Here is a 26,513-nt window from a genome sequence, read left to right as displayed (position 1 = left end):
CGCCGATCAGCCCCCGAGCGCACCCGCGATCGCCTGGGTGGCCACGTTGAGGCGGTTCCAGGCGTTGATCGACGCGATCGCGATGACCAGTGCCGCGAGCTGCTTCTCGTCGTAGTGGCGGGCGGCCTGCTGCCAGATGCCGTCGGGAACGGCGTCGGCCCGGTCGGCGAGCCGGGTGGAGGCCTCGGTCAGGGCCAGGGCGGCCCGTTCGGCGTCGGTGAACCAGGGGGCGTCGCGCCAGCCGGCCACGGTGGCGATCCGCTCCTCGCTCTCACCGGCCCTGCGCAGGTCGGCCGCGTGCAGGTGCAGGCAGACGCTGCACCCGTTGATCTGGCTGGCCCGGAGGTGAACGAGGTTGCGGGTGGACTCCGGCAGGGTGCTGCCGGTCGAGCCGGAGAAGGCGACCAGGGCGGTGAGCGCCTCGGGGAAGATACCGATCGGGTGGCTGATACGTGCCTGCATGACGTCTGTCCTTCCGGATGTCACATCGTCGGTTCGGGAACGGTCATCGGCATGACCCGACACGACGGAGGAATGTGACATGTCCGCGCCGCACGATCTCACCGCCGGCTTCGAGGAGCACCGGCCCCGGCTCACCGCCCTGGCCCACCGGATGCTCGGCTCCCGCGCCGAGGCGGAGGACGCCGTGCAGGAGACCTGGTTGCGACTGTCCCGGTCCACCACCGGCCGGGCGGACGGGATCGAGAACCTCGGCGGCTGGCTGACCACGGTGACGGCGCGGATCTGCCTGAACCTGCTGCGGGCCCGGCGCGACGAGCCCGTCGGCATGCAGCCGCCCGACCCGGAGGTGACCGGAGGGGGCATCGTGCCGGGCACACCCGCCGACCCGGCGCAGGAGGCCGTGCTGGCCGACGAGGTCGGGCTCGCGATGCTGGTCGTGCTGAACACGCTGCCCCCCGCCGAGCGGCTCACGTTCGTGCTGCACGATCTGTTCGCGGTGCCGTTCGACGAGATCGCCCGCATCGTCGGCCGCACCCCTGCCGCCACCCGTCAGCTGGCCAGCCGGGCCCGCCGCCGGGTGCGCGACAACCCGGTGCACGACCCGGGTCCGGTCACCCCCCTGGCCGGGCAGCAGGCCGTGGTGGAGGCGTTTCTCGCCGCGGCCCGGGACGGCGACCTCGAGGGGCTGCTCGCCCTGCTCGCCCCCGACGTCGTTCTGCGCCCGGATGTCTCGGTGCCGGTGCGCGGCGCGGACGCGGTGGCCCGCAAGGCGGTCCTGTTCTCCGACCCGGCGAACCAGGTGCGGCGGACCGTGCTCGACGGGGCCGCCGGGCTGGTCTCGTTCCGCGACGGCGAGCCGGTCTCCGCCCTGCGCTTCACCGTGTCGGCCGGCCGGATCACGGCGATCCACCTGGAGACGTCGGCCGAACGGTTGCGGCAGCTCGGGTTCCGGTGAGAACAGGGGATGACGACCGCCTCGTCGTTTCTCACCGAACCGAACGTTCCGGAACACGGCCACCGGCGTTGCCCGGCCCGGGTGCGTGCGCCACGGGCCGGGCGCCGCATCAGAAGGAGAGCTCCCCGCCGTAGTCATGCGTGTGGTCGCGATACACCGTGTGGTAATGGATCTGGTCGGAGTAGACCACGCCGTTCTGGCAGACGAACTCGATCCACACGCCCGGCCCGTCGATACGGACGTAGTCCGCGTGGGTGTCCAGGCCGGTGCCGCCCGACCAGCCGACGTAGGTCTCGTCCAGCTCTTCGCGGTACTGCTCCAGCAGTTCGGCGGCGTCCGCGTCGGCCGCCACCGACACCCACGGCTTCATCGCCTCCAGCACGAGTTCCTGCTGCTCGGCGGTGAGCTCACTGACCGCGAGACCCTGCTTGGCGGAGGGGAACTCGCCGTCCGAACCCGGGCCGAGCAGCACGTCGCTGAACGAGTCGCCGAGCTCGGCGTCCGCCGTCTCCTCCTCGGTCAGACCGTTCAGCATGTCCAGCATGCCCTGATGCATGTCGTCCATCGGCGCGTACTCGGTGCCGTCGTCGGCGGTCCAGCTGGTCGGCTCCAGGCCGATGAAGAACGGCGTGGTCCCGGTGACCTCACCGTTTTTGTAGGTCAGGTTGATCGCCAGGTGATGACCGCCGAAGTGCAGCATCCAGGTGCCGTCCGCGGTCGGCTCGCCGAGGAACGCGAGATAGTACCGGCCGCTGCCGTAGCCGTTGGAGTACACGTCGTCGGTCGCCTCGCCGGTCGCCGTGGGCGAGGCGGTGGCGGTCGCGGTTTCCGTGGACGTCGCTGTGGCAGTGGGTGTTTCGGTGGGCGTTTCGGTCGGGAGATCGGTGGGGACGTCGGTCCCGGTGGGCGCGGAACCGCCCGGCATCCCGCCACCGCCGTCCGAGGCGAGCAGGTCGTCGGCCAGCCACAGCTGGCTGGCCTGGGCGTACCCGGTGTCCTCACCGGTGCCCAGGGCGAGCGTCAGCACGTTCTTGGCAGAGGCCAGCTGATCGTCGTCGAGGTCGCCGAAAGCCACTCCGGGGCGGCACGTTCCGCCGCACGGCAGGTTGGACCAAGCGGTGGCGTTCTCCTCGGTCATCTCCTGCTGGGCCTCGGCCAGCTGGTCGTCGCCGAGCGTGGCGAGAAACGTCTGGGCGGCCTCCACCACGCTCGCCACGTCCGAGTCGGCCGCGCTGGACGGTGTCGCGGTGGCCATGGCCCCGTGCCCCGGCCGCCCTTTCTGCCCGTGCCCGGGCTGGGCCGCGTTGGCCGCGTTCAGGCCGACTGCGAGCGCGCCGCCGGTCAGCAGCAGGGCCGCTCCGGCAGCGACGGTCCTGCGCCGCGCCACACTGCCGGCGGGCAGGCGCGAGCTGGCGAACATTTTCACCGTAAGTCTCCATTGGTCATGGCTTTTGGACGGCCGTAACCCGTCCGAGGGGTTCCGGCCGCCGCTCGATGCCGTGGGTACAAGGACCCGCCCGAGGCTAGCCAGAACGCCCATTCCATGACGCAAGGGACCCTTAAGGCCCGCTATGAACCTGCTAAGTAGTGCCAGTTTCAATCAGTGACCGGGCAACGGGCCACGAAAGCCGTTGCCCCCGCGCGCTCGTCACCGAGAGCGCCCGGGGGCAACGGGCTTCCCTCACACCTGGGCGGGCAGCACGTGGTCGGCGACCTTGTCCTGGCTCAGGCACAGCGAGCAGACCACGGCGTCGTGGGTCCGGCAGGCCGTCAGGTCCGGGCGCTCGATCTGCTCGTGGCAGACGTGGCACTCCATCACCTCGCCCGAGGGGTTGCCGTACTCGTCGTACATCGGGGCGTCGATGCCGTCGTCGGTGCGCCGCAGGTAGTACCGGCCCCGCGTGGCCAGGGCCAGCACCGGCGGCAGCACCAGGGCCAGCACGATGGCCACCAGCGGCGAGTACGGCTTGATGCCCTCACCGAGACCGCCGAAGAACACCAGGATCGACACCCCGGCCGAGATGATCATCGAGCCGAACCCGACCGGGTTGACCGCGTAGAGCATGCCGCGGCGGAACTCCGGCTGCATCGGCGAGATCTTCAGCAGGTACTTGTTGATCGCGATGTCCGAGGCGACCACCACCACCCAGGACATGCCGCAGTTGGCGTAGAACCCGAGGATGGTGTTGAGGAAGTCGAACATGTTGGCTTCCATCAGCACCAGCGCGATGGCCAGGTTCACGCCCAGGAACACCAGCCGGCCCGGGTAGTTCCGGGTGACCCGGGTCCAGGAGTTGGTCCAGGCCAGCGAGCCGGAGTAGGCGTTGGTGACGTTGATCTTCACCTGGCTGATCACCACCAGGATGACGGCCAGGGTCATCGCGACCGGGGCGGGCAGGAAGTCGCGGTAGATCTCCAGGAACTGGTGCACGGGCTGGTTGGCCACCCCGGCCCCGTCGGCCACGTTCGCCAGGATGTACACGGCCAGGAACAGGCCCACCACCTGCTTCAGCGCCCCGAAGATCACCCAGCCCGGCCCGGCCAGCAGCACCGCGGTCCACCAGCGGCGCGCGTTGTCCGGGGTGCGGGGCGGCATGAACCGCAGGTAGTCGATCTGCTCGGCGATCTGCGCGATCAGCGACAGGCACACGCCCGCGGCCAGGAACATCGAGCTGGTGCTGAACCCGCTGGTGCCGCTCTCGCCGCGGTAGGCGAAGAAGTCGCCGACCGACTCCGGGTGGCTGATCACCAGGTAGCCGAACGGTGCCACCATGAGCAGCAGCCACAGCGGTGTCGTCCACAGCTGGAGCTTGCTCAGCAGCGACATGCCGTACATCACCAGCGGGAAGATGACGACGGTGGACAGCGCGTAGCCCAGCCAGTTCGGGATGTGCAGGCCGAGATTCAGGCCCTGCGCCATGATCGAGCCCTCGAGCGCGAAGAAGATGAACGTGAACGACGCGAAGATGACGTTCGTGACCACCGAGCCGTAGTAACCGAATCCGCTGCCCCGGGTGATCAGGTCGAGGTCGAGGTTGTAACGGGCGGCGTAGTAGGCCAGCGGCAGGCCGGTGGCGAAGATGACGACGGCGAACAGGGCGATCCCGGCCAGGGCGCTGCTGGTGCCGTAGGAGATGCCGATGTTGGCGCCGATCGCGAAGTCGGCCAGGTAGGCGATGCCGCCGAGGGCGGACACGGCCACGGTGCCGGTCCCCCAGCGCCGGTAGCTGCGCGGGGCGAAGCGGAGGGTGTAGTCCTCCAGGGTCTCCTTCGCGGCACCGGCGCGCACGGCACCGGTCGCGTTGTCGTGCGGGGGGCTGACGGTGCTCATCGCTGTCCGCCTCTCTGCCGGCGCTCGCGCGTGGTGCGCGCTGCGCGTGGTGTGCTCTCGCCGACCAGCCAACCGCGCGCCGCCAAACGTCCACTAAGCAAACGCCAAGTGCGACCGGGCCGGGCCCTGACTACCGGCCCAGGGCCCGCAGAGCCGGGACGACGCGCTCCAGCTCGGCGCCGATCTCACTCACCAGCACCGCGTGGTCGCCGGTGCCGGTCTCGGCGCGCCGGCACAACCCGGCCAGGTCGGTGGCCCCGAACGTCGCGGCCAGGCTCTTCAGCGCGTGGGCGGCGGTGCCCGGGTCGTCCGTGGTGAGCGCGTGGAGCAGGGCCGGGGCGTCGGTGACGAAGTCGTCGGCCAGGCCGGCCAGGGCGGCCGGGTCGTGGCCGACGAGTTCGCTCAGCTGCGAGACCCTCTCGGGATCGAGGACGTGCCGGACGGCGCGGTCGAGCGCTGCGCCGAGATCAGCGGGGATCAGCGGTTTGGTGAGATAGTCGTCCATGCCCGCGGCCAGGCACCTTTCGCGGGCACCGGGTTCGGCTTCGGCGGTGAGCGCGATGATTCTCGGCCTGACCAGGGTGTTTTCGCCGCCGTTCGCCCGGATCCGCCGGGTGGCCTCCAGGCCGTCGAGCCCGGGCATCCGCACGTCCATCAGCACCACGTCATAGGGCCGGCGGGCCACCGCGGCCACCGCCTCGGTGCCGCTGCTGACCAGGTCGGCGCGGTGACCGAGCCGGTCCAGCCGCATGAGCAGCAGACGCTGGTTCACCGGGTGGTCGTCGGCGACCAGGATGCGCAGAGGCTTCCCGGCGGTCGGGTGGGTGGCTCGGTGGGTGGCTCGGTGGGTGGCTTGGTGGGTGGCTTGGTGGCCGATGGTGGACGCCCGAAGCGGCCCGGCGCGCCCGTCCCCACCGGTGGGGGCCGGGTCGGGTGGCCCGGCCGGGGTGTGGCCGTGTGACGATTCGGGCTTTTCTCCAAGGGTTTTCAGGGCCGCGGCCATCGCCCGGTAGAGCGGCGCCGGGCGGATCGGGCGGGTGACCACGGTGACGCCGGGTGGGACGCCGGTGCCGGGAACCCGGGCGAACGAGGTGATCAGCACGATCGGGATCCGCTCGCCGCCGGGCAGCGCGCGGACCGCCCGGGCCAGCCGCAGGGCGTCGGTGCCGGGCGGACGGTGGTCGAGCACCACGACGTCGTAGGAACGCCCGGCGCGCAACCGGCCCAGGGCGACATCGGGCGAGGCGGTGCCGTCGAGGCGCATTCCCCATTCCCCGAACAGCTTTTCGCCGATCGCCATGCGGGTGCGCGGGATGCTGCCGACGATCAGGGCGTGCGCGCCGGCCAGGGCGGAGGTGTCGTCGGGCACCGGGTCCCGGCGTTCCAGGGTGGCCGCGGCGGCCGGGATCGTGACCGTCACCGTGGTGCCGGAGGTGCCCGGGACGCCGGGGGCGGCCGGCCGGGCGAGGGCCGGGAGCGCGGAGGCGTCCCGGGAGGTGGCGGTGATGGTGCCGCCCATCAGGTCGGTGAGGCGGCGGCAGATGGCCAGGCCCAGGCCGGTGCCCCCGTAGCGCCGGGAGGTGGAGTCGTCCACCTGGGTGAACGACTCGAACACGGATTCCAGCTGCCCCGGCGGGATCCCGATCCCGGTGTCGCACACCACGAACCGCCACACCGGCGTCCCCGCGGGTTCCGGCCGAACCGGCTGACCCGGCCGAACCGCCTGACCCGGCGGGCCCGCGTCCGGCGCCGAGGCCGACACGGTCACCGAGATCTCGCCGTGGTCGGTGAACTTCACCGCGTTGCCGAGCAGGTTGAGCATGATCTGGCGGATCCGGGTGGGGTCGCCGATCATCGCCTCGGGGGTGCCGGGCGCGAGCTCGAGGGACAGGTCCACGTTCTTGGCCCCGGCCTCGGCCGACACCAGTTCCAGTGCGGCCTCCAGACATTCGCCGACATGGAACGGCACCCGCTCCAGATGCAGGCGGCCCGCCTCGATCTTGGAGAAGTCGAGGATGTCGTTGATGAGAAGGAGCAGGGAGTGCGCACTCTCGTGCACCACCTCGGTGAGGTGACGCTGCTCGGTGTCCAGCGGCCCGTCCAGCAGCAGGCCGGACATCCCGATGACCGCGTTCATCGGGGTACGGATCTCGTGACTCATGGTGGCCAGGAAGGTGCTCTTGGCGGCGCTGGCGCTCTGCGCGGCGAACGCCGCCTGCCGCAGGGCGTCGGCGGAGCGGGCCCGGTCGGCCACCTGGCCGAGTTGCGTGGCCACGTCCGACAGCAGGGTCAGCAGCACCGGGTCGGGATCGCCCGGTGCGTCGGTGAGGAACTCCAGAACCGCCACCACCCCGGCATTCTCGTGCCGTCCCGCGCGCACCGGCACGGCGATCGCCGGGTGCGGGTCGCCGGACCACAGCGTGCGCCCGGTGGTGAGGGCCCGGCCGGGCAGGCCGGCCAGGTCGCGGCCGCTGTCCACGGTGGTGCCGGCGGTGAGCGGGACCAGCCGGCCGGCGTGGGGCCGGTAGGCCCGCACCCGCGGCCATCCGGTGTGCGCGCGGACCAGGGTGAGCACGTCGTCCACCGCTGCCGGCAGGTCGTCGGCCCGGTGCGCCGCGGCCGCCACCCGCTGCAACAGGCGCAGTTCGGCCGACCGGGTGCGCACCTTCGCCGTCATCTCATTGAACCGTCCTGCCAGCGAACGGATCTCGCCGACGCCGGCCACCCGGGCCCGCACCTCGTCCTCCCCCGCGGCGATCCGGGCGGTGGCCGCGTCCAGCTCGGCGACCGGCCGCAGCACCGCCCGGCGGGTCACCACCACGAACAGCGCCATGCCGGCGAACAGCAGCAGCGCCGCCGCGATCGCGGCCGCCGACCAGGCCCGGGCCTGCTCCCCGGCCCGGGCGGTCCCGCTCGCGGTGCGGGTGTCGACGAGTTCCAGCACCTGGCCGATGGGCTGCATGATCTCGTCCTTGGCCCGCAGGTAGGAGGCGTCGAACAGCATCCGCGTGGCCTGCTGCCGGTTCGCCGCACCACCGCGGGCGGCCAGGGCGAAGGCGTCCTCCTCGATGTCGGCCAGGGCATCGGACCGGGCCTTGGCCGTGGCCAGCAGCCCGAGCTCGCGCGGGGTGAACCCGGCACCGGCGGCCAGATCGGCGAACGCGACCGGAGCGCCGAACGACGACGGGCGTTCCCCGGTGTCGGTCACGACGTCCCAGTAGATCTTGTCGTAGTTGTCCGGCCGGGCGGCCGTTCCGTCGCGGATGGCCAGGATCTCCTGGAACCAGTCGCGATACCTGGTCTGCCCGGTGACCACATAGGTGCGGGCCATCCGGGTCAGGTCGTCGGAGGTCTGGCGCAGCTCGTAGGCCAGCCGCAGCGACTGCGAGCGCCGGGCCTCGGCGGCGGTGGCCTGTCGCACGCTGCTCTCGGCCTCCAGGCTGACCAGCAGCAGCGCGGCCAGCAGGAGCACGGCCAGGGCGACGCCGGTGCGCACCAGGGCGCGCAGCGACACGGGCCGCCGGATCACGGACCGTCCGGCACGGCACCGACCACCTGGGCGCTGCCGACCTGGGCGCCGGTCACCTGCGCGCCGGCCACCCGGGCACTGACCGCCCGGGCGCTGCCGACCTGGGCCCGGAGCGCGGCGATCTCGTTGTGCAGCACGCTCTCCCGCTCGGTGGCCGAGCGGCGGGCGTGCAGGGACGCGTGCAGCCGGGCCTTGAGCAGGGCGGAGCTGTAGGGCTTGGGCAGGTAGTCGACGGCGCCCAGCTCGATGCAGCGCACCACGCTCTCCAGCTCGGGCACGGCCGACACCATGATCACCGGCACGGAGGCCAGGGCCGGGTCCGCCTTGATCTGGGCCAGCGTGGCGTAGCCGTCGAGCACCGGCATCAGCAGGTCGAGCAGCACCACGTCGAATCCGCCTGCGGCGCCGCCGGCCTCGCGCAGCATCTCCAGGGCGCGGTGGCCGTCGGGGGCGGTCTCGGCCCGGTGCCCGAGGTTCGTCACCGCCGTCGCGAGGAGCTTGCGGTTGATGGCGGTGTCGTCGACGACGAGCACCCGGCCGGGGTCGCCGCCCGCCCGGGGTGCGGGCAGTTGCGGGTCGGGCCGCCAGGTCAGGGCCGGGTCCTGGCGCAGGATGGCCTGTTCCAGGTCGCGCAGCCGCACGCCGGGTTCCAGGCCCAGGTCGCGGCACAGGGTCTGGTGGGTGGCACGGTAGACGGCGAGCGCCTCCACCTGGCGGCCGCAGCGGTAGAGGGCCAGCATCAGCTGCTCGCGCACGCGTTCGCGCAGCGGGTGCCGGTGGGCGCGCTGCTCCAGCTCGGCGATCAGGGCGGCGTGGCGGCCGAGGGCGAGTTCGGCGTCGGCCCGGTCGTCGGCGGCACCCAGGCGCAGTTCGGTGAGCCCGGCGGCGGTGGTGCGCACGAACGGGGTGTCCGGGACGTCGGCGAGCGGCGGTCCCTGCCACAGCCGCTCGGCCCCGGCGAGAAGCTCTGCCGCCCGGGCCGGTTCGCCGGCGTCGCGTGCGGCGCGTCCGCGGGTGACCAGATCGGTGAGGCGATGGGCGTCCACCGTTGCCGGATCGACGTCGAGAAGGTAACCGGGTGAGGCGGTGACCAGCACGGTCGCGGTCTGGCCCCGGGAGCGGCCGGGTTCCAGGGCGCGGCGCAGCTGGGAGACGAAGACCTGCACGGTGGCCACGGCGCGGGCCGGGGGACGCTCCGGCCACAGATCGTCGATGAGCTGCTCGACCGGCACGACGCGGCGCGGGCGCATCAGGAGCGAGGCGAGCACGGCCCGCTGCTTGGGGCCGCCGATGTCGACCGGCTCCCCGTCCCGGCGCACCTCGACGCGTCCGAGCAGGCGGAAGTCGAGGGTCATCCCCCGATCGTCGCCACCGGGGGTTCGGGTTCTGTGAGCGCCGGGTTACGTTCGTATTCCGGCAGGGGTCCTTCCCGCCGCGGTCGTGCTGACGACCGCGGCGGGAAAGCCGCTCGCTCAGCCGATGGCGGCCTCGAGCGCCGCGCCGTAGGCGGCGTGGCCGGCCGGGTTCGGGTGGAACCACTCGGTCTGCGACGCCACGTTCGTCCCGAGGATCCACGGGTCGGCCGAGCAGGCCTCGTGACCCACGAAGTCCGGGCGGACGTCCACCAGTTTCACCCGCGCCTGACTGGTCGCGGTGCTGATGGCGGCGTCGAGGGCGGCGATCTGGCCGGCGATCAGGCCCCGGCGGTAGGAGCTGGGGGTGATCGCCCCGCAGCTGCCGGTGCCCTGGTCGATCAGCTGCGGGTAGTTCAGCACCACCACCCGGGCCCGCGGCGCCAGCTGCTTGACCTCGGTGTACAGCGCCTCCAGGTCACCGGCGAGCACGTTGGTGGCGTAGTCGGCGCCGGCCTGGGTGGCTGCCTCGCACTGCGCGTCGGTGCCGCCGAGGCAGGCGTTCAGGGTGCGGGAGAAGCCGCTGTCGTCGTTGCCGCCGATGGTCAGGGTGACCAGCTTGGTGCGGCGACTGAGTGCGGACAGCTGCTCGGCCTCGACGTCGTCGGTGGCCGCGCCGCTGCACGTGACGTCGGTCAGCGTGACCCGCGGGTGCTCCGCGGCCCACACGTGCGCGTAGTTCAGCGGGCTGCGCAGGCAGTCACCGCCGGCCGGGTCGTACGGCGGGGCCCCGACCCCGGCGGCGTAGGAGTCGCCGAGCGCCACGTACTCCCAGCTCCTGCTGCCGGCACTGGCCGGTCCCGCCTGCATCACCACGACGCCGAAGAACGCGACTACCGCGGCGACGCACACTGCCAAGATCTTGCGCACTGATGGCCCCCCATCCCTGGATCCGGACGTTCAGAAAGCACGAACGGCACCCATGCTGCCCGGCCGCCTGCCACAAAGGGGTGCAATCGGAAATTTTTCCCGGTTTTCCATCAGGTAGCGGTTCGTCACTCCCGCCACCGGGAACTCAGCCCACCACCCGCAGGCCGCCGCCCCGGGAGATCAGCGAGCGCAGCACGTCCTCGCTGCGCGCGTCGGCCGGGGTGATCACCGACAGCCGCTGGTCCGAGCCGTCCTGCACGGCCAGCACGTCGTAGCGCAGGGTCAGCACGCCGCCGGCCGGATGCAGCACGCGCTTGGTGCCGTTCGTGCGTTCCTGCACGGTCTGGTCGTCCCACCAGGTGGCGAAATCCGGGCTCTTGCGCCGCAGTTCGTCGACGAGGTCGCGGATGCGGGGGTCGTCGGGGTGCCGGGTCAGGTTGGCCCGCAGGTTGCCGACGTGCTCGCGGGCGATGCGGGTCCAGTCCAGCTGGAAGTCCCGGGCCCCGGGATCGAGGAAGAGCGGGCGCGCGGTGTTGCCGCCGACCGCGAACCCCGGCCCGAACAGGGCGACGGCGGCCTCGTTGTGGGCCAGCACGTCGAACCGGAAGTCGAGGATCCAGGCCGGGGTGGCGGGCATGCTGCGCAGCAGGTGCTGGAGCGAGCCACTGGCGGGGGCCGGCACGTGCCGGGCGGGCGGGGCCTCGCCGCGGGCGATCAGGTGCAGGTGGTGCCGCTCGGCCTCGGACAGGTTCAGGGCCTGGGACACCGCGTCCAGCACGGCGGTGCCGGGCACGCCGACCCGGCCCTGCTCCAGCCGGATGTACCAGTCGATGCTGACGGCCGCGAGCTGCGCGACCTCCTGACGCCGCAACCCCGGCGTACGACGGCGCCCGATGTCGGGCAGACCGACGTCTTCCGGCCGAACCCGGGCCCGCATGGCCCGCAGAAATGCGGACAGTTCGGGCCGGTTCGCTGCTCGGGGGGCGGTCACCGTCCCAGCCTGCAACAACGCCGCACCGCCCGTCGAGCGCCGAGGGTGGCACTCCGGGCACCAGCATGCCGGGGATCTCCCTCGCCCCCACGCCGCACCCCACAGTGGTGAGCGTTCGCAGTCCACCGTTCCAGAGGGAGCAGCACCAGCATGACCAACAACCCGTTCGACCGTCTCCCGCAGGTGCCGTCCTTCGAGGTGAAGAGCGCCGCCGCCGTCGACGGCCAGGCGCTGCCCCCGGCCCAGATGTCCGGTGCCTTCGGCGTCCCCGGCGGCCAGGACCTCTCCCCCGACCTCACCTGGTCCGGCGCCCCCGAGGGCACGAAGAGCTACGCGGTGACCGTCTACGACCCGGACGCCCCCACCATGTCCGGCTTCTGGCACTGGGCCGTCGCCAACATCCCGGCCTCGGTCACGTCGCTGGCCGAGGGTGCCCGGATGCCGGAGGGCGCGGTGCAGTTCCGCAACGACGCCGGCCTTCCGCAGTACATCGGCGCCGCCCCGCCCGCAGGGCACGGCGCGCACCGCTACTTCATCACCGTGCACGCCCTCGACGTCGAGGACATCGGCGTTCCCGCCGAGGGCAGCCCGGCCTACCTCGGGTTCACCATGGCCGGGCACATCCTGGCCCGCGCCACCGTCGTCGCCACCGCCGAGACCCCGGCGGCCTGAGCACGTTCCCGCACGAACCGGTCCGGTTCCCGGGCGGAACCGGACCGGTTCGTGCCGGACGGAGCCCGACGGTGGACGACGCGAGACCCGTCTCAGCCGCCCAGGACGAGCGCCGCGGCCCGGGCGAATCCGCCCGGCTCCTCGACGTGGCCGAAATGCCCGCTGTGCTGAAGGATCCGCAGTCGGGCCCCCGGAATCGCCTGCCCCAGTGCCTGCGCCCAGCGCGGCCCGCCGATGAAGTCGTGCTGCCCGGTGACCACCACCACGGGCATGCCAGTGCCACCCAGCGCACCCAGCCGGTCACGGACGTCGAACTCCACCGGCTCCGGCGCCGTGGCGGGCACCTGCGCCATCCGGATCGAGGCCCGGAACGCGGCGAACTCCGGCTGCCGCGACCAGAAGTCGGCGAAGTACACGGGCAGGGCCTCGGCGAACAGGCGGCTGATCGACTCGTCGTCCCCCGCGCCCAGCGCCTGCTGGAACGCGGCGGGCACCCGCGCGGCCTCCGGCACGTCCGGGTGCCGCTGCGGGTAGGCCGCCAGCCCTTCCATGGCCGCGCCCCAGAACGCCGGGCCGGCCTCCGCCGCCGTGGAGTACAGGATCAGCCCGGCCACCCGCTCCGGATGCTCCAGGGCGTAGTCCTGCACGACGAACCCGCCGTAGGAGTGCCCGAGCAGGTGTACGCGGGGCAGCCCGAGGTGCTCGACCACCGCCGCCAGGTGCCTGACGTAGGTGGCCCGGGTGTATCCGGCACCCTCGCCCGGCGGGTCGTCCAGCCGCCCGGAACGGCCGGTGCCGACCGGGTCCGGGTAGACCACGGTGAAGTGCTCCTCCAGTTCCGGGGAGCGCAGGTAGGCCGCGTCCAGGCCCGGGCCGCCGGAGTGCGCGACGCACACCGGGCCCCGCCCGGCCACCCGGTAGGCCTGGCGCACGCCGTCCACCGGGAACTCGTGAACACCCGGGGTGAGAGCCGGGGTGATGACGCTGTCGTTGCTCATGATGCCTTTCCGTCGTTCCTGGACCCCACAGCCAACCGGCACCGGCCGCGTCACGGCCATGCTCACGCCGCTCAGCCGCATACGAAAACGGCCACGTACGATCGGGCGGTGGACAGGATCAGCGAGACCGTGGCCGCCACCCGGGCCGGGCGGGCCGTGGCCGTGCGCAACCGCTACGCCGGGGGCTGGACCGCCCGGTTCCCGGCGATCCACGGCTCGGGCCTGCACATCGTGCAGCACGGTTCGCCCTGGCTGATCCCCGAGCACGGCGCCGCCACCCGGCTGCGGCCGGGCGACGTGGTGTTCGTGCCGCGTGGTCCCGAGCACGGCTTCGCTCACACCCCGGCCCGGCTGCCCGGCCTGCCCGCCGGGGAGCGGACGCCGAACCTGGCCCACTTCGACGTCGAGTTCGTGTCCTGCTGCTATCACCTCGACCGTGGCCAGGTGCACGAGTCCTTCGCCGGGCTGCCCGACGTCATCACCCTGAGCATCGACGACGCGGCCCATCCCCGGCTGCGGATGCTGGCCGACCTGCTCGGCGAGCACGCCGCCACCGACCGGCCCGGCGACGACATCGCCCTGCCCGCCATCGTCGACCTGCTCCTGGTACATCTGCTGCGGGCCTGGCAGGACCGGCCCGCCGACGTGCCGTGGCCGGGCCAGGAGCCGGTGGGCGATCCCCGGATCGCCCACGCGCTGCGGGCCGTGCACGCCGATCCCCGCCGTCCCTGGACGGTGCAGCAGCTCGCCGACCTCGCGGGCATGTCCCGCGCCACCTTCGGCCGGCGCTTCGGCCAGGTGACGGGCGAGAGCCCTGGCGCCTACCTGCTGCGCCGACGCCTGGACCGGGCCGCCCTGCTGCTGCGCTCCACCCACCTGCCGCTGGCCGCCGTCGCCCGGCAGCTCGGCTACTCCACCGAGTTCAGCTTCGCCGCCGCCTTCCGCCGCGAGTTCGGCATCGCCCCGGGCCGTTTCCGGCAGCGCGAGCACGCCGCACCCACGTCCTGAGCGACCGGGCCCGGGGGCTGTCCCCACCCCCGGTCCACCGGTCAGCACCGTCGTGACGGCGGTGATCAGCCAGCAGCATGTTCACGGGTGCTTCCGGACGCGCCGGGCACCGGACAGGGGGACATGATGAGAAAGCTGTTGTGGCCGGTCGCCACGCTGGTCGCCGTCACCGCCGTCAGTGGTTCACTGACGGCGACCGCCCCGGCGCACGCCGCCGGCACCCGGCCCGCGCCGATCGCCTGGGGCGCCTGCCCGGAGCCGCCCCCGGGCACCACGGTGAATCCGCGCCAGCAGTGCGGAACCCTGAAAGTTCCCCTGGACCACCGCGATCCGGGCGGTCGGCAGATCACGATCGCGGTGTCCCGCATCCCGGCGACCGACCCGGCACGACGACGCGGGGTGCTGCTGCTCAACCCCGGCGGGCCGGGCAGCGAGGGCCTGAACATGCCGAGTGAGGCTGCTGCGCTGAGCGATTCGCTGGCGGCACGCTACGACCTGGTCGGTCTGGACCCGCGGGGCGTCGGCCACAGCAGCCCGGTCACCTGCGGCCTGAACGCAGCCGAGGTGTCCCCGCCCTACCCGTATCCGGCGGCGGACGGCTCGATCTCGCGCAACGTGGCGTTCGCCCGCTCGGCCGCCCGGCGCTGCGCCGAGGCGTCCGGCGACGTGCTCCCGTTCATCACCACCGCCGGCACCGCCCGCGACCTGGACCTGGTCCGGCAGGCGCTGGGCGAGTCCCGGATCTCCTACTTCGGCCTGTCGTACGGAACCTACCTCGGCACCGTGTACGCGTCGCTGTTCCCGCAGCACACCGACCGGATGGTGCTCGACAGCGCCCTCGACCCCGCCAAGGTCTGGTACGGCGTGTACCGGCAGCAGAGCCAGGGCCGGCAGGAACGGTTCGGCGACGCCGCCCGCTACGCCGCGCGGCATCCGGACGAGGCCGGACTCGGCACCACCGCCACGGCGGTCACCGCGGCATACCTGCGCCTCGCCGCCCGTCTCGACACCGATCCGGCGCCGGTGCCGGGCACCTCGGTGAGCCTGACCGGCCCGCTGTTCCGGCACCTCACCGCAGCCCTGCTCACGTCCGAGCGGTTCATGCCGACGCTCGCCCAGGTCTGGAGGGCCGCCGCGGACCTCGCCGACGGGCAGGCCACCGACGAGCAGGCGCAGGTGCTCGGGCAGGCACTGACCCTGATCGACCCGGCGGCCGGCGTCTCGCCCGGCGTGCCGGCCGACAACGCGGTCGCGGCCGCCTACGCGGTCACCTGCGGGGACGTCGAATGGCCCGCTTCAGTGGGTGTTTACGAGCGCAACGTGGCCGCCGACCGCCGATTCCACCCGGTGGCCGCGGGCGCCCCGGCCAACATCTGGCCGTGCGCGTTCTGGCCCGGCAGGCCGGTCGAACCCACCGTGAAGGTGTCCGGCCAGGGCCCCCGCACCATCCTGATCCTCCAGAACGAGCGCGACCCGAACACCACCCTGGAGTCGGCGCGGGGCCTGCACCGCGCCCTGGGGCGGCGCTCGGTGATGGTCACGGTGGACGCCGGCGGTCACGGCGTCTACGGAACGGCCGGTGCCGGAGCGTGCGCCACCGCGCTCGCGGACGCCTACCTGATCGAGGGCGAACTTCCCGGCAGCGACACGCGTTGCCCGTAGTGCTTCGAGGACGACGCCGGGCCGGGAAGGCCCGGCGTCGTCCATCATTGGCGGTCCGGCGGTGAATCATCTCGAATTTCTTTACTTTTCAGTAGTGCCTAGGCTCGTGATTGCTTCCCAGTCGTCGCGATCGCCGGGGTTTCCGTATGGACATGCGCTATGTCGAGTTCGCGCTCGCGCACCCGTTCTTCTACGACCGCCTGGACCGTCACGGCGCCACCGGCGTCTACGAACTTGATGACGACGCGGGCCGGCAGCACTGGACACAGGACACCGCCGACGGCTGGCGGCACCTGCACCCACCGCACACCGAACTGCCGGAACAGGGCTGGAAGGTGCATGTCTCGGCCACTCTCGAAAACGCCCCCACCGTTCTCGCCCGGGTCTCCCGCTACTGCGTCCGCCATGCTCTCGCCTTCAAGTTCCGCCCCGGCCGCGCGGACCTGCTGCGCATCAACCTGAAATACGCCGATCGCGGTTCGAGTGGCAAGTTCATCACCGTGTACCCGCCCGACGAACACACCTGCGAACGAGTGCTGCACGAGCTGGACGCCCTGGTCGGCGGTCTCGACGGGCCCTACGTGCTGAGCGACCTGCGCTGGAAAGACGGTCCACTCTACCTGCGCTACGGGGCTTTCCGTCCGATGCTGGTGCTCGACGAGCAGGACCGGCTGGTTCCGGCCGTGCGGCGCCCCAACGGCTCCCTCGCACCGGATCCACGTCTTCCGGGCTTCAGCCCACCGGCCTGGGTGCGGCTGCCGCCGTTCGTGACCTCAGCCCGGGAACAGCTGGCGAACAGCGGTGGCTCGCTGTCCGGGCATCGCGTGATCGAGGCCCTGCACTTCAGCAACGGCGGCGGGGTTTACCTGGCCGAGCGTCTTCGCGACGGCGCTCGGGTGGTGCTCAAGGAGGCCAGACCGCACGCCGGTCTCGGGCCGGACGGCAGCGACGCCGTGCAACGGCTCCACCGGGAGCACGAACAGCTGCGCCGGCTGGCCGATGTCGGTTCGGTGGTGGACGTGACCGGGCATGTCGAGCACTCCGGGCACCACTTCCTGGAGCTGGAGCATGTCCCGGGCCGATCGCTGAGCCGTGAGACGGCCGCGCGGCATCCGCTGACCCGGGCGGACATGACACCGGAAGACGTTGCCGCGTATCGTGACTGGGCGCTGGACATCACCCGGCAGATCGAGCGCGCGGTGGCCGGCATCCACGCCCGCGGGCAGGTGCACGGAGACCTGCACCCGGGCAACGTGATCGTCACGCCGCAGGGGTCGATCCGGTTCGTCGACCTGGAGATGTCCTGTCCTGTCGGCAGTTCCCGCCCGGCCGTGGGCGGAGCCCCGGGATACACCGCACCCGACGGTCGCACCGGCATCCCCGCCGACCGGTACTCGCTGGCCTGCCTGAAACTGGCACTGTTCATACCGTTGACCATGCTGCTCCCCCTGGACCGGCGGGCCGCGGGGCGACTGGTCGAAGAGGCCGCGCTCCGGTTCGGCCTCGATCCGTCCTGGTCCGCGGCAGTGCTCCGTGAGCTCGACGGTGACCATGCCGTCGGTGACGAGTGCGTCCAGGTGCGTGATCTGGTGCACGAGTGGCCGATCGACTCGGCCGACGGTGTGCGCCGTCTGGAATCGGCGATCAGTCAGGGCATCTGGGAAAGCCTGGATCTGTCCCGCCCGCACCGGATGTTCCCCGGCGACATCCGTCAGTTCACGCACGATGCGCTGTCGATCGCGCACGGTGCCTGCGGCGTGCTGCTGGCCAGCCGGCACGGCGACCGCGACGCGGTGCTGAACCGGGTGGAGACGGCGCTGCACGGGCTCTCCCCGCGACCCGGTCTGCTTGACGGCATCACCGGAATTGCCTGTGCCATGGATGATTTCGGCCGCGCCTCGGTGGCCGACCGGCTGTACCAGGAGATCTGCACGCTACCGTTCGACCGGCTTCCCGGCGATCTGTACGGCGGGCTGGCGGGAATCGGCGTGGGCCTTCTGCACCGGCTCGATCGGGTCCGTGACCACCAGATCACCGACGCGATCGAGGCGATCCGGGCGGTGTTACGTGGCCGCGCCCACCGGGAGACCCGGAGTGCGACGCAGGCGCCCGGCACACCGCCTAGCCCCCGGTCCAGGCCCTCCGGCCTCCTGCACGGGCCCACCGGATCGGCCCTCTTCTGGCTGTGCAGTTACGAGACATCCGGCGATCCGGCCGATCTCGACCTGGCCCAGCAGGCGCTGGCGGCTGACGTGACGGCATGCGTCGAGCGGCCCGACGGCTCGCTCCAGATCGGCGGATCCCGGCGCACGATGCCCTATCTGGGTGCCGGGTCGATCGGGGTGGCCCTGGTGGCGATGCGCCTGCTGCACCATGTGGACGACGAACACCTGCACCTCACCGTCCGCAAGGTCATCCGCCTGACCCGGGCCGGCTTCACCGTGCAGCCGGGGCTTTTCAACGGCCGAGCCGGTTACGTGCTGTTTCTCGCGGCCGTGCTGAACTCGCCGTTCGCCGACGAGCGGACCCGCTCCGACCTGATCCGGCACACCCGCGACCTACGGCTGTACGCCCTCGTCCACGGCACCGGTATTCATCTGCCGGGTGAGCAGATGCTGCGCGCCTCGGTGGACTGGGCCAGTGGCTCGGCCGGCCTGCTCACCGCCCTGCGTGCGTACGCCGGGGCGGTTCACGGTCTTCCCGCACCCGCGTTCCCGATACCGGGACTGCTGACGTCCCCCAGGAGGTTCGATCTGACACCGAACCGCAGTGCCGAAAGAGAATTCACACGATGAAGGGATATGAGATGAACCAGCTGCTCGACCTCCAGATGATCGCCGTCACCAACCGGTCCGAAGAGACGGACGTGCTCAGCCTCGGCGAATCGAGCACCCTCAGCCTGCTGATCTGTTCGCCTCCGGCGTCCTGAGTCTGTCGCCGCCCTGCCCGACCGCCTTTCTGGCGGCCCGGGCAGGGCGGTCAGGCCGGCCCGACCGGCCTGACCGGCTGCCGCAGCACGGTGCGCCACTTCTGCGGCGGGGTACGGCGCGGATCGCTCAGGTAGATCTCGTGATGATCGCCGTTGAACGTGAGCGCCCGGCCCGGCATGAACTCCCCGTGCAGGCGGGCCAGCACCGGAGCCTCGTCCTCGTAAGAGCCGACATGCAGAATCTGCGCGCTCGGCCCCTCGGTGAGGTCGATCAGCCGAAGCCGTCCAGCAGCCGGAAGTTCCTTCCTGGCCTGGGCCTTCGTGCGGGCTTCGTCGATCATCGCCTGGTTGATCCAGCCCGGTTGTGAGACCAGCATGGTCCACTGCCAGGCGTCCTTGACCCGCCTGGTGAACGCAGTGACGTCGTCGGCGCGCCACAGCCCCTCCAGCGGGCCCACCACGTAGTCCTGGCCCAGCTCGTTCCTGCTCTGGAACTTGACGGTGTACGACACGGAGAACAGCGCCTCCACCGCCTCGGTGTAGGCCCGGGCGGTGTTCGGGTCGCCTTCACCGTCGACCGCGAGGAACCGCATCTGTGGCACGTCGACGAGCGAGAACTCGCGCTTCGACGGCAGATACAGATGCTTGAAGGCCCTCTTGGGGTCGTACTTGTCCATGACGGTCCCTCCCGGTGTCTACTCCGGAAGACCAGACTAGCCGGACGGCGTGCCGGCAGATTCGACCGGACCCGCATGCAGGCGCTGATGGCGGCGGCCTGGATCACCAGCCGGGCCCATGGGCCGGCGGCGCCTCAGGTCGACGAGCTGGCGGCGGTGGACGCCTGAGATCAGACGCGGACCGCCGTCTGTCTCATACCGGAATCGGCGTCGCTTCCAGAATCTTGCGGCAGAAGGGCGAAAGCTTGAGCCGCAGAGCCTCTTCCCGCTCGAAGGCCGCCAGCCCCTGCCCCTCGTTCAGCACCAGATCCTCAGGCGCCACCGGAGTACGAACCTCGAAAACCGTCAGCAACCGACCGTCCCCACCCCGGTCCACCACCCGCCACAACGGACGAGCCTCGAAATCGACCAGACCGATCTCCTCCTCCAGCTCCCGCCGCAACGCCTCAACCGCAGACTCACCCTCCTCCACCGCACCACCGAACAACGACCAGCACCCCGGATGAGGAATCCAGTCCTTCTCGTCCCGCAGATGCAACACAATGCCCGCAGGACTGACGACCAGCGCCATCGCACCAGCAGCCGTCGTGCCCCGGGCCGCCTCCTCGTCCTCCGGCTCCAGGAAGGGCGGGAGGGCCGGGGCTGCCGATTCCGGGCCGTGAGCAGACTCGCCGACCAGAATGCTGGCCGGCGTGGAGTTTTCGCGCCCGGACGTCATATCTCATGACCTCTCGAATGTGCGGCTTCGACACCTTGTGATCCGTATCGACGCCGACCTTACCCCGGGCCGGTCACCGGCTCCGAACCCCCTCGGACATCGGCATCTGCCGCAGACAGGACGCTGACCCACGGCGCCGGGTCACTACGGTCAGGATGCCTCGGTGAAGCCGGCTCATCCCCCTTCACCGAGGCCTTTATCCGCCCGCCGGACGCAGGCACCCACTTATTGAGTGACGACCTGCGCCTCCCCGATGACGACGGAGTCAGCCGTCCGCTCCAGCTGCAACGGAATCTCGCCCGTCTGCCCGGCGCCACTCCACGACACGGTCCAGTACGACGTGGCCGTCACCGAATACGTCCCCGGAACGTCATACGTATGACCACAGTCCGGCGACGAGGACTTACCGTCCGAGTCCTCGTACGGCGTCCCCGCCCCGTGACAGACGACCGTCTCCCCGTCCCCCATGTCCCACACGATCCGATCCAGCTCCGCCGTGGCCGTCACCGTGACCGACCCCGCCGTCACCGACTTCGTGATCGGCCCCACCGTGCTGACATTCGGGTTCTCCGCCCACAACCAGTTCGGCAGACCCACCAGACCCACCCGGCCCGCGCCGGGCTCCGGAGTCATACCGATCGTGATCGCCTTCAACCCCATCTGAGCAAGGGCCTGCCGCGCCAGCTCCTCCGGATCCACGGCCGGACCCGGCCCCTCCGCCATCCAGAAGTACGCATACACGCCTATTCCCAGACCATCGACTCCCGCGCAGGAATAGATGCCTCCGGTGTCATGACCGTCCCAGACCTCCGAATTCTTGGCCGGCTGCGGATCCAGGAGTTTCGCGTAGCAGGAACGTGACGACAGCCATGTTCCATACTCGGATGTGCAAGGGACCTTTTGTTTATTCAGGTCGATGCAGACACGCTCACTTCCGCCCGTCGAGGTCTCTTGCTCCCCATCGCCCTGCGGTGCGGGGTCGGCAGCCGCCAACCCACAGTCAGCGATCCAGCCTGCATTCTTGACACAGTCCACGGGGCTGTCGGCCGTGGAGACTCCAGCCGAAACGATGACAAGGACGGTGGAGACGATGGCCGCCATGCCGAAAACCCTCAACATTTTTCGGTACCAGTGTCTCGGTCGGAGTTGACGAACCACCCGTCCACGCCGCCTCGATCAGGGTAATAAGAGACCGAAATCTTTGCCTGGCGGTAATCCGGAGAATCGGCCCCGCGAACCGACTTGCCGGCCTCATTCACCGCATCAATATTTGACTGGTCCTCGCAAACATTCAGAATCACTTCCGGAACAGTGTAGGTATCGGGATCGGTCTTGAGGTTCACTTTCACCGCCTCCATCGACACGACCTCGATGTCGCCGACACCGCGATACTTCTTTTCGGAGAGCAGCTTGGCGATATTTTTCTGAGCCAGCAGTGCTTCTCCCACGGCCACATCGTCCAGGGCCGCGGTGTCGCTCCCTCCCCCATGAGCAACGTCATTCGCTACCAGCGTGTACTGCTCATAGGTCTTTTTCGCGGCGGCAACGGCTTCATCGCGCGGGGAGAGAGCAGTTGAGGTGGTGGTCGCCACGGCAGAACTCACCGCCTCCGAACCGGCAGCCCCGACCGCAACCGACTCCGACGAACACCCGGCAACGCCGACCGTGATCGCCACGGCCGCAACAGCCCTGCCCGCCGTCCTGCACCAAGCTCTGGAACTATCCATTCTCACTCCTCAGCAGTCCTTAAATTTTCGTAACCCCGTCACGTCACAGAGCCTCGGCAAGACCGACCCGACGCCCCGCCCCCAGGTTCTCGAGCATCGCCCGCGTCTGCGGCTCCAGCTCACCACCGTGCTCATCGGTCTCGACCAGCATCCGCGCCACCACCTCCTCGACCCGGCCCGCGTCCCCCGCCTCCCGGGCGACCAGGATCCGCAGACGCCAGAGTCGTTCCAGCTCAGGCAGAATCGCCAGACCGGCCGACACCGCGTTCTCCGCCTCCGGCAGGCGCCCCTCGGCCAGCCGGCGACGCCCCAGTTCCCAGGCGGCGTCCACGATCTCGGCGATCATCCGCTGCGCGAACGGATCCGCCCACACGTACCGCCGCGGGTGCACGTCCAGGAACGGACGCCCCCGCACCAGTCCCAGAGCCAGCTCCAGGGCCTGCGACGAACCACGCAGCGGACCGTCGGGCAGCAACTCCCGCCACACGTCCCAGTCCGCGCGCACCCGCCCGTCCAGCCGGTGCACGTCGCCCTGATGCCTGGGCAGCCAGTCGTTCCCGTCCCGGTCCCGGCCCAGCCACGAGCGCAGTCTCGACGTGGCGGTGTTCCTCACCCTCAGGTTGCCGGCCGCCGGATTCCGGGGCCAGATCGCCGCGTCGGTCTCCTCCGCCGAGGCGCCACGGGTCAGCGCCAGGTAGGCCGCGAGTTCCGTCAGGTGAGCCCGCGCGTCCGGTTCCACGTCCCCGCCGGCACCGAGGACGTCCACGGTTCCCAGCACCCGCACCACCGGTGCCCGTGAGCCGTCCACCGCCGAGGCCACCGTCGCGGGGTCCGGGTGGTCGGGCGCGAGGTCCGGCACGAGCTCGAGAACCGGTGCCACCGACGGAGTATCGGCCTCGGTGAGCTCCAGGAGATCGACGACGGCCTGCTGGGCCGCGGCGGGAACGTGCTGCGGCCGGACCCGGATGCCGATCGGTTCGACGGTGCCGCCCGAGCCGTCGTCGTCGAGTCTCAGCACCCAGTCCCCGGGGGCCTCGCCACAGACCACGGCCGCGACCGCGGCCCGCCGCTCACCCAGGACGACGCGGGACAGCTGCGCCCGCTGCTCCGGGCCGGGCGGCGACGTCATCACCACCACGTCGGGCGCCCAGGCGTCCGGCACCAGACCCCGCGTACGCGCCTCCTGCACGTCGGCGACCCCGGCGTCCAGGAACGCCTGCCGGTCCGCTCCCGCCCTCTCCTCCAGATCGTCCAGCACGTGCCCGATCTGCGGGCGGTGCGTGAGACGCCCTGTCCTCAGGTCGTTCTCGAGCCCGGCAGGCGGGCCGATCACCGAGACCTGGAGGTCGTCGGCCCAGGCCGAGGTCGCCAGCTCGACGGCCAGCGCGGTGGCGATCTCACGCGAGCGCTCCACCGGGCCGGCCACCGACAGCACCCCGATGTGCCCCAGATCGACCAGGAGCTGACCCCCGGCCTCGTCGAAACCGACGGTCACCAGACCGGGATACGGCGCCGGAACGTCGACTTCCTCTACGGTGGAGGCAGTCTCGGCCGGGAGCACCCACATGATCTCGTCCCCCGCCGGTTCCCAGGGAGCGGGCAGGGCGGTCTCCGGCGCCCCGTCGAGGAACAGTTCCAGCTGGGTTCCGGTCAGCCGCACGGCCAGCAGCGCGGGCATCCGCCCGCCGGTGCGGGCCTGGTGCACGGCCAGCGAGCGCAGGGCCCGGTCCACGGTCGTGACGGTGACCGGGTCCGCCTGGGCCCTCAGTTCCCGCTCGGCCGCGACCAGGTCACCCTCCGGCAGCAGCATCCGCTGGCCGGGTCGCCGCCGCCGCTGCTGACGCCTGCGGCGCACGGCGAGCAGACCGAGAAGTCCCACCGCGAGAGCGGTTCCGGCACCGGCCATGACGACGGCCGGCTGGACGGCGACGTCGTCCGCCGGCTCGGCGCCGACGGCCCTGTCCCCGACGGTGGACGCCGTTCGCACCGGCGTCTCGCCGGGCGCCTGAGCGGCGGTGCGGGTCGAGGGGGCCGTGACCGTCCCGACCGGAGCCTCGTCCGGCACCGGTTTTGACCTTTCGGCAGACGCGTCAGCGGATTCCGCACCGGGAGCCTGATCGGTCCTCCCGTCGTCCTCAGGTGTGGACGACGAGACAGGCCGCTCGGCCGTATGCCCCTTCTCGCCCGGCAGACGCAGCACCTCCCCCGGACGGATCAGGTCGGGATCACTGATCCGGGTGCCGTCGGCCTGCCGCAGTCGCGGGTAGTCCTTCCCGTCACCCAACTGGTCCTCGGCGATCTGCCACAGCGTGTCCCCGGAATCGACGGTGTAGGTGTGCTTCCCGGGCGTCTGCTGCGCGGTGGCGCCGGGAATGGTCAGCTTCCAGCCGGGCCGGAGCCAGTGATCGTCGCCGAGCGAGGCGCCGTCGGGCTGGGTCCTGCCGTAGTTCGCGGAGGCGATGAACTGGTACTGCGCCCCGTTCCCCAGATACCGCTCGGCCAGCGCCCACAGCGAGTCACCGGACTCCACCGTGTGAACCAGATCCCCCTGGGCATCGCCGGTTTCCGAAGAACTCTCGGCCGCCGCCCCCGACCCGGACGGCACCCCTTTCGAAGCCGAAGCCGAAGCAGGAGCCGGAGCCGAAGCCGGGGCAGACACGGCAGCCGAAACCGGCACCGGCACACCGGCTGACGCAGGGGCAGCCGCGGCCTGTGCCGCCACCGGACTGGCGATCAGCACAATCACCGCAGCCACCAGCCCCCGTGCCATTCCCTGCGGCAGGGAGAGCCCGGGCAGCCGTGGCGCCCGCACCCCGCGCAGCTGGGCCGGAACCTCGACCACCACCGAAACCGTGACGAAAGCCCAGGCCAGCCAGGCGATCACACGCAACGCCACGATCAGCGCGGTGCCGTCGTCGGGGCTGGTGAGGGCATCGAGAACGCCGTCCACCGATACCGCGCCCGGCACCGGCGAGGCGCCGAGCGCGAGCAGCAGCACCGGCACGCCGGCCACCACGGCCAGCAGAACGACGAGCGCGGCCAGGCCGGCCAGCCGGTCGCGGGGCGAGGGTCGGTTCACTGGGCGGCTCCGTCGACGGTCCGGGCGACACGGGACTCGGCGTGACCGGTGACGGTGCGCGTGCCCACGCCGATGAGGTTGAGGAAGATCGGGCTGTAGGTGGTGCTGGTGTCGACCACCACGGTGTCGCCGCCCTGCACCGAGGCGCTGCCGTCGACGTCCGCGGCGGCCAGCCAGGTGCGCGCGGCCTGCTCGGCGGCCGAGGAGTCGATGCGCACCGCGATACCGCGCACCGCCAGAGACGCCTGGAGCTGCTGGCCACCCTGGCGGGCCGCCTCACGGGCGGTCGACTGGGCGCGCTGCTGGGCGGCGATCATGCCCCCGCCGTCCACCACCAGACCGGTGGCGACGAGCAGGGCGACCACCACCACGACCGCGAAAAGACTGACGGAGCCGCGGTCGTCGCGCCCGGAACCCCGGATCATCAGCGCTCCCGGTAGGTGTCGAGAGGGCTGTCGCCGGTGGCCGTCACGGTGCGGCTGCCGGGCAGCCCGGGCAGGGCCAGGTCGGAGAGGTTGACCACGCAGGTGACGGTGGCCGAGACGGTCGCCGCGGTGCCCACCGGGGCGGCGAACCCGCTGGTGTCGACGCTCGTGGTGGTGCTGCTGCACCGCAGCCTCTCCTCGTCGAGGGTGTTCTGTGCGGCCGCCCGGGCGTCGCCGGCGGCGGTGGACGCCTGCCGGGCGATGGACGCGGTGCGGGCGGCCTCGGCCGCGGCGGCCTCCACCGCCTGGTGGGCCAGGGCGAGCCGCCCCCCGAAGATCACCAGTGACAGCACCAGCAGCAGCCCGGGCACGACGACCACGAACTCCAGCGTCATGGATCCCCGGTCCGGGGCGTCCCGGCTCATCGTTCCCCCTGTGATCTGTTCTCGGGCACGGCTATCCGCCGGTGAGCCGCTCGACCGGAACCGAGGCGGTCTGGGAGATCCCGATCCCGGCGAACCCGGGCAGCACGCTGAGCGAGTGCCCGCTGACGGTGACGGTGGCGGTCGTGGCGGTGCGCGAGGCCACCACCCCCGGCGTCTGGAGCATGTTGCCCGCGACCCGCGCCGAGAAAGCGCCCGCCGCCTGCTGACCGGCTGCCGCGCTGGAGTTCTCGCCCGCGGCGGTGCGGGCGCCCTCCTGGGCCGCGGCCAGGGCGCTGGAGCTGGCGAAGTAGTACAGCGCACCCTGCACGACCGCGAAGATGACCAGGAGTACCGCCGGGAAGATGACCACCAGTTCCAGCGAGGTGGACCCCCGGTCGCGGGCCGCGCGGGCCGTTCCGGCGGGCGTCAGTTGATCTGCCCGATCCGGTTGTCCACCGCCGCCTTGATGCCGGCGATCACGGCGACGGCGAGCAGGAACAGCCCCAGGGCGATGACGACCTGCTCCAGGGTGACCGAGCCGCGCTCGTCCCGGCGCGGTTCGGTGGCGGCGACCAGACGGGCGACCAGGGCGATGACGAACAGGTGGACGACGGCGACGGGGCGGAGCATGATGAGAGTTCCC

General features: G+C 71.6%; 23 protein-coding genes. 6 read left to right on the top strand and 17 right to left on the bottom strand.

Going from position 1 to position 26,513, the window contains the following annotated elements:
* Positions 1–6 precede the first annotated feature (6 nt).
* Positions 7–462, bottom strand: a complete 456-nt coding sequence (locus KIH74_RS30220; protein WP_214159800.1) for a carboxymuconolactone decarboxylase family protein — start codon at positions 460–462, stop codon at positions 7–9.
* Positions 463–541: 79 nt separating this feature from the next.
* Between KIH74_RS30220 and KIH74_RS30215 the strand changes: the two genes are divergently transcribed.
* Positions 542–1,417, top strand: a complete 876-nt coding sequence (locus KIH74_RS30215) for a sigma-70 family RNA polymerase sigma factor (RefSeq protein WP_214159799.1) — start codon at positions 542–544, stop codon at positions 1,415–1,417.
* Positions 1,418–1,526: 109 nt separating this feature from the next.
* Here the strand turns inward: KIH74_RS30215 and KIH74_RS30210 are convergent, their stop codons facing one another.
* The 6 genes from KIH74_RS30210 to KIH74_RS30185 all read right to left on the bottom strand — a co-directional run bounded on the left by KIH74_RS30210 (position 1,527) and on the right by KIH74_RS30185 (position 11,550).
* Positions 1,527–2,837 carry a DUF3500 domain-containing protein gene (locus KIH74_RS30210; RefSeq protein WP_246573449.1) on the bottom strand — a complete coding sequence of 437 codons (1,311 nt, stop codon included), beginning with the start codon at positions 2,835–2,837 and terminating at the stop codon, positions 1,527–1,529.
* A gap of 261 nt (positions 2,838–3,098) precedes the next feature.
* Positions 3,099–4,748, bottom strand: a complete 1,650-nt coding sequence (locus KIH74_RS30205) for a purine-cytosine permease family protein (protein ID WP_214159797.1) — start codon at positions 4,746–4,748, stop codon at positions 3,099–3,101.
* Between the two features lie 130 nt (positions 4,749–4,878).
* Complete coding sequence (locus KIH74_RS30200) at positions 4,879–8,277, bottom strand: hybrid sensor histidine kinase/response regulator (protein WP_214159796.1); 3,399 nt, start codon at positions 8,275–8,277, stop codon at positions 4,879–4,881.
* Positions 8,274–9,632, bottom strand: a complete 1,359-nt coding sequence (locus KIH74_RS30195) for a BTAD domain-containing putative transcriptional regulator (RefSeq protein ID WP_214159795.1) — start codon at positions 9,630–9,632, stop codon at positions 8,274–8,276. Before KIH74_RS30195 ends, KIH74_RS30200 begins: the two co-directional genes overlap by 4 nt.
* Positions 9,633–9,749: 117 nt before the next feature.
* Positions 9,750–10,541, bottom strand: coding sequence for an SGNH/GDSL hydrolase family protein (locus KIH74_RS30190; protein WP_214159794.1), 792 nt, complete (start codon positions 10,539–10,541; stop codon positions 9,750–9,752).
* A 163-nt stretch (positions 10,542–10,704) separates the two neighbouring features.
* Positions 10,705–11,550, bottom strand: coding sequence for a helix-turn-helix transcriptional regulator (locus KIH74_RS30185; RefSeq protein WP_214159793.1), 846 nt, complete (start codon positions 11,548–11,550; stop codon positions 10,705–10,707).
* Between the two features lie 150 nt (positions 11,551–11,700).
* Here KIH74_RS30185 and KIH74_RS30180 point away from each other — a divergent pair, with 150 nt between their 5' ends.
* Positions 11,701–12,222 carry a YbhB/YbcL family Raf kinase inhibitor-like protein gene (locus KIH74_RS30180; protein WP_214159792.1) on the top strand — a complete coding sequence of 174 codons (522 nt, stop codon included), beginning with the start codon at positions 11,701–11,703 and terminating at the stop codon, positions 12,220–12,222.
* 92 nt (positions 12,223–12,314) lie between these two features.
* On the opposite strand, the gene KIH74_RS30175 is transcribed toward KIH74_RS30180, so the two are convergent.
* Complete coding sequence (locus tag KIH74_RS30175) at positions 12,315–13,220, bottom strand: alpha/beta fold hydrolase (protein WP_214159791.1); 906 nt, start codon at positions 13,218–13,220, stop codon at positions 12,315–12,317.
* Between the two features lie 108 nt (positions 13,221–13,328).
* On the opposite strand from KIH74_RS30175, the gene KIH74_RS30170 reads away from it, so the two are divergent.
* The 4 genes from KIH74_RS30170 to KIH74_RS30155 all read left to right on the top strand — a co-directional run bounded on the left by KIH74_RS30170 (position 13,329) and on the right by KIH74_RS30155 (position 18,819).
* On the top strand, positions 13,329–14,228 hold the full coding sequence (locus tag KIH74_RS30170) for an AraC family transcriptional regulator (RefSeq protein ID WP_214159790.1): 900 nt from the start codon (positions 13,329–13,331) through the stop codon (positions 14,226–14,228).
* A 123-nt stretch (positions 14,229–14,351) separates the two neighbouring features.
* On the top strand, positions 14,352–15,890 hold the full coding sequence (locus KIH74_RS30165) for an alpha/beta hydrolase (protein WP_214159789.1): 1,539 nt from the start codon (positions 14,352–14,354) through the stop codon (positions 15,888–15,890).
* Positions 15,891–16,036: 146 nt separating this feature from the next.
* Positions 16,037–18,685 carry a class III lanthionine synthetase LanKC gene (gene lanKC / locus KIH74_RS30160; RefSeq protein WP_214159788.1) on the top strand — a complete coding sequence of 883 codons (2,649 nt, stop codon included), beginning with the start codon at positions 16,037–16,039 and terminating at the stop codon, positions 18,683–18,685.
* Complete coding sequence (locus tag KIH74_RS30155) at positions 18,682–18,819, top strand: SapB/AmfS family lanthipeptide (protein ID WP_214159787.1); 138 nt, start codon at positions 18,682–18,684, stop codon at positions 18,817–18,819. Before lanKC ends, KIH74_RS30155 begins: the two co-directional genes overlap by 4 nt.
* Before the next feature lie 50 nt (positions 18,820–18,869).
* On the opposite strand, the gene KIH74_RS30150 is transcribed toward KIH74_RS30155, so the two are convergent.
* From KIH74_RS30150 to KIH74_RS30110, 9 genes are all read right to left on the bottom strand, one after another.
* On the bottom strand, positions 18,870–19,496 hold the full coding sequence (locus tag KIH74_RS30150) for a GyrI-like domain-containing protein (RefSeq protein WP_214159786.1): 627 nt from the start codon (positions 19,494–19,496) through the stop codon (positions 18,870–18,872).
* 193 nt (positions 19,497–19,689) lie between these two features.
* Entirely contained in the window at positions 19,690–20,214 is a 525-nt protein-coding gene (locus tag KIH74_RS30145; RefSeq protein ID WP_214159785.1) for an NUDIX domain-containing protein, read from the bottom strand.
* A 225-nt stretch (positions 20,215–20,439) separates the two neighbouring features.
* Positions 20,440–21,315, bottom strand: coding sequence for a hypothetical protein (locus KIH74_RS30140; protein ID WP_214159784.1), 876 nt, complete (start codon positions 21,313–21,315; stop codon positions 20,440–20,442).
* 11 nt (positions 21,316–21,326) lie between these two features.
* Positions 21,327–21,890 carry a hypothetical protein gene (locus KIH74_RS30135; RefSeq protein ID WP_214159783.1) on the bottom strand — a complete coding sequence of 188 codons (564 nt, stop codon included), beginning with the start codon at positions 21,888–21,890 and terminating at the stop codon, positions 21,327–21,329.
* Positions 21,891–21,984: 94 nt separating this feature from the next.
* Positions 21,985–25,020: a LysM peptidoglycan-binding domain-containing protein gene (locus tag KIH74_RS30130; RefSeq protein ID WP_214159782.1), complete on the bottom strand. Its 3,036-nt coding sequence runs from the start codon at positions 25,018–25,020 to the stop codon at positions 21,985–21,987.
* A complete protein-coding gene (locus KIH74_RS30125) occupies positions 25,017–25,445 on the bottom strand; it encodes a pilus assembly protein TadG-related protein (RefSeq protein WP_214159781.1) in 429 nt (142 codons plus the stop codon). Before KIH74_RS30125 ends, KIH74_RS30130 begins: the two co-directional genes overlap by 4 nt.
* Positions 25,445–25,870: a TadE/TadG family type IV pilus assembly protein gene (locus KIH74_RS30120; protein WP_246573411.1), complete on the bottom strand. Its 426-nt coding sequence runs from the start codon at positions 25,868–25,870 to the stop codon at positions 25,445–25,447. Before KIH74_RS30120 ends, KIH74_RS30125 begins: the two co-directional genes overlap by 1 nt.
* A 31-nt stretch (positions 25,871–25,901) precedes the next feature.
* On the bottom strand, positions 25,902–26,300 hold the full coding sequence (locus tag KIH74_RS30115; RefSeq protein WP_372492151.1) for a TadE family protein: 399 nt from the start codon (positions 26,298–26,300) through the stop codon (positions 25,902–25,904).
* Entirely contained in the window at positions 26,297–26,500 is a 204-nt protein-coding gene (locus KIH74_RS30110; RefSeq protein ID WP_214159779.1) for a hypothetical protein, read from the bottom strand. Before KIH74_RS30110 ends, KIH74_RS30115 begins: the two co-directional genes overlap by 4 nt.
* Between the last annotated feature and the right edge of the window lie 13 nt (positions 26,501–26,513).

This window comes from Kineosporia corallincola, from assembly GCF_018499875.1.
GTDB lineage: Bacteria > Actinomycetota > Actinomycetes > Actinomycetales > Kineosporiaceae > Kineosporia > Kineosporia corallincola.
This window is presented reverse-complemented; position numbering and strand designations above follow the sequence as displayed.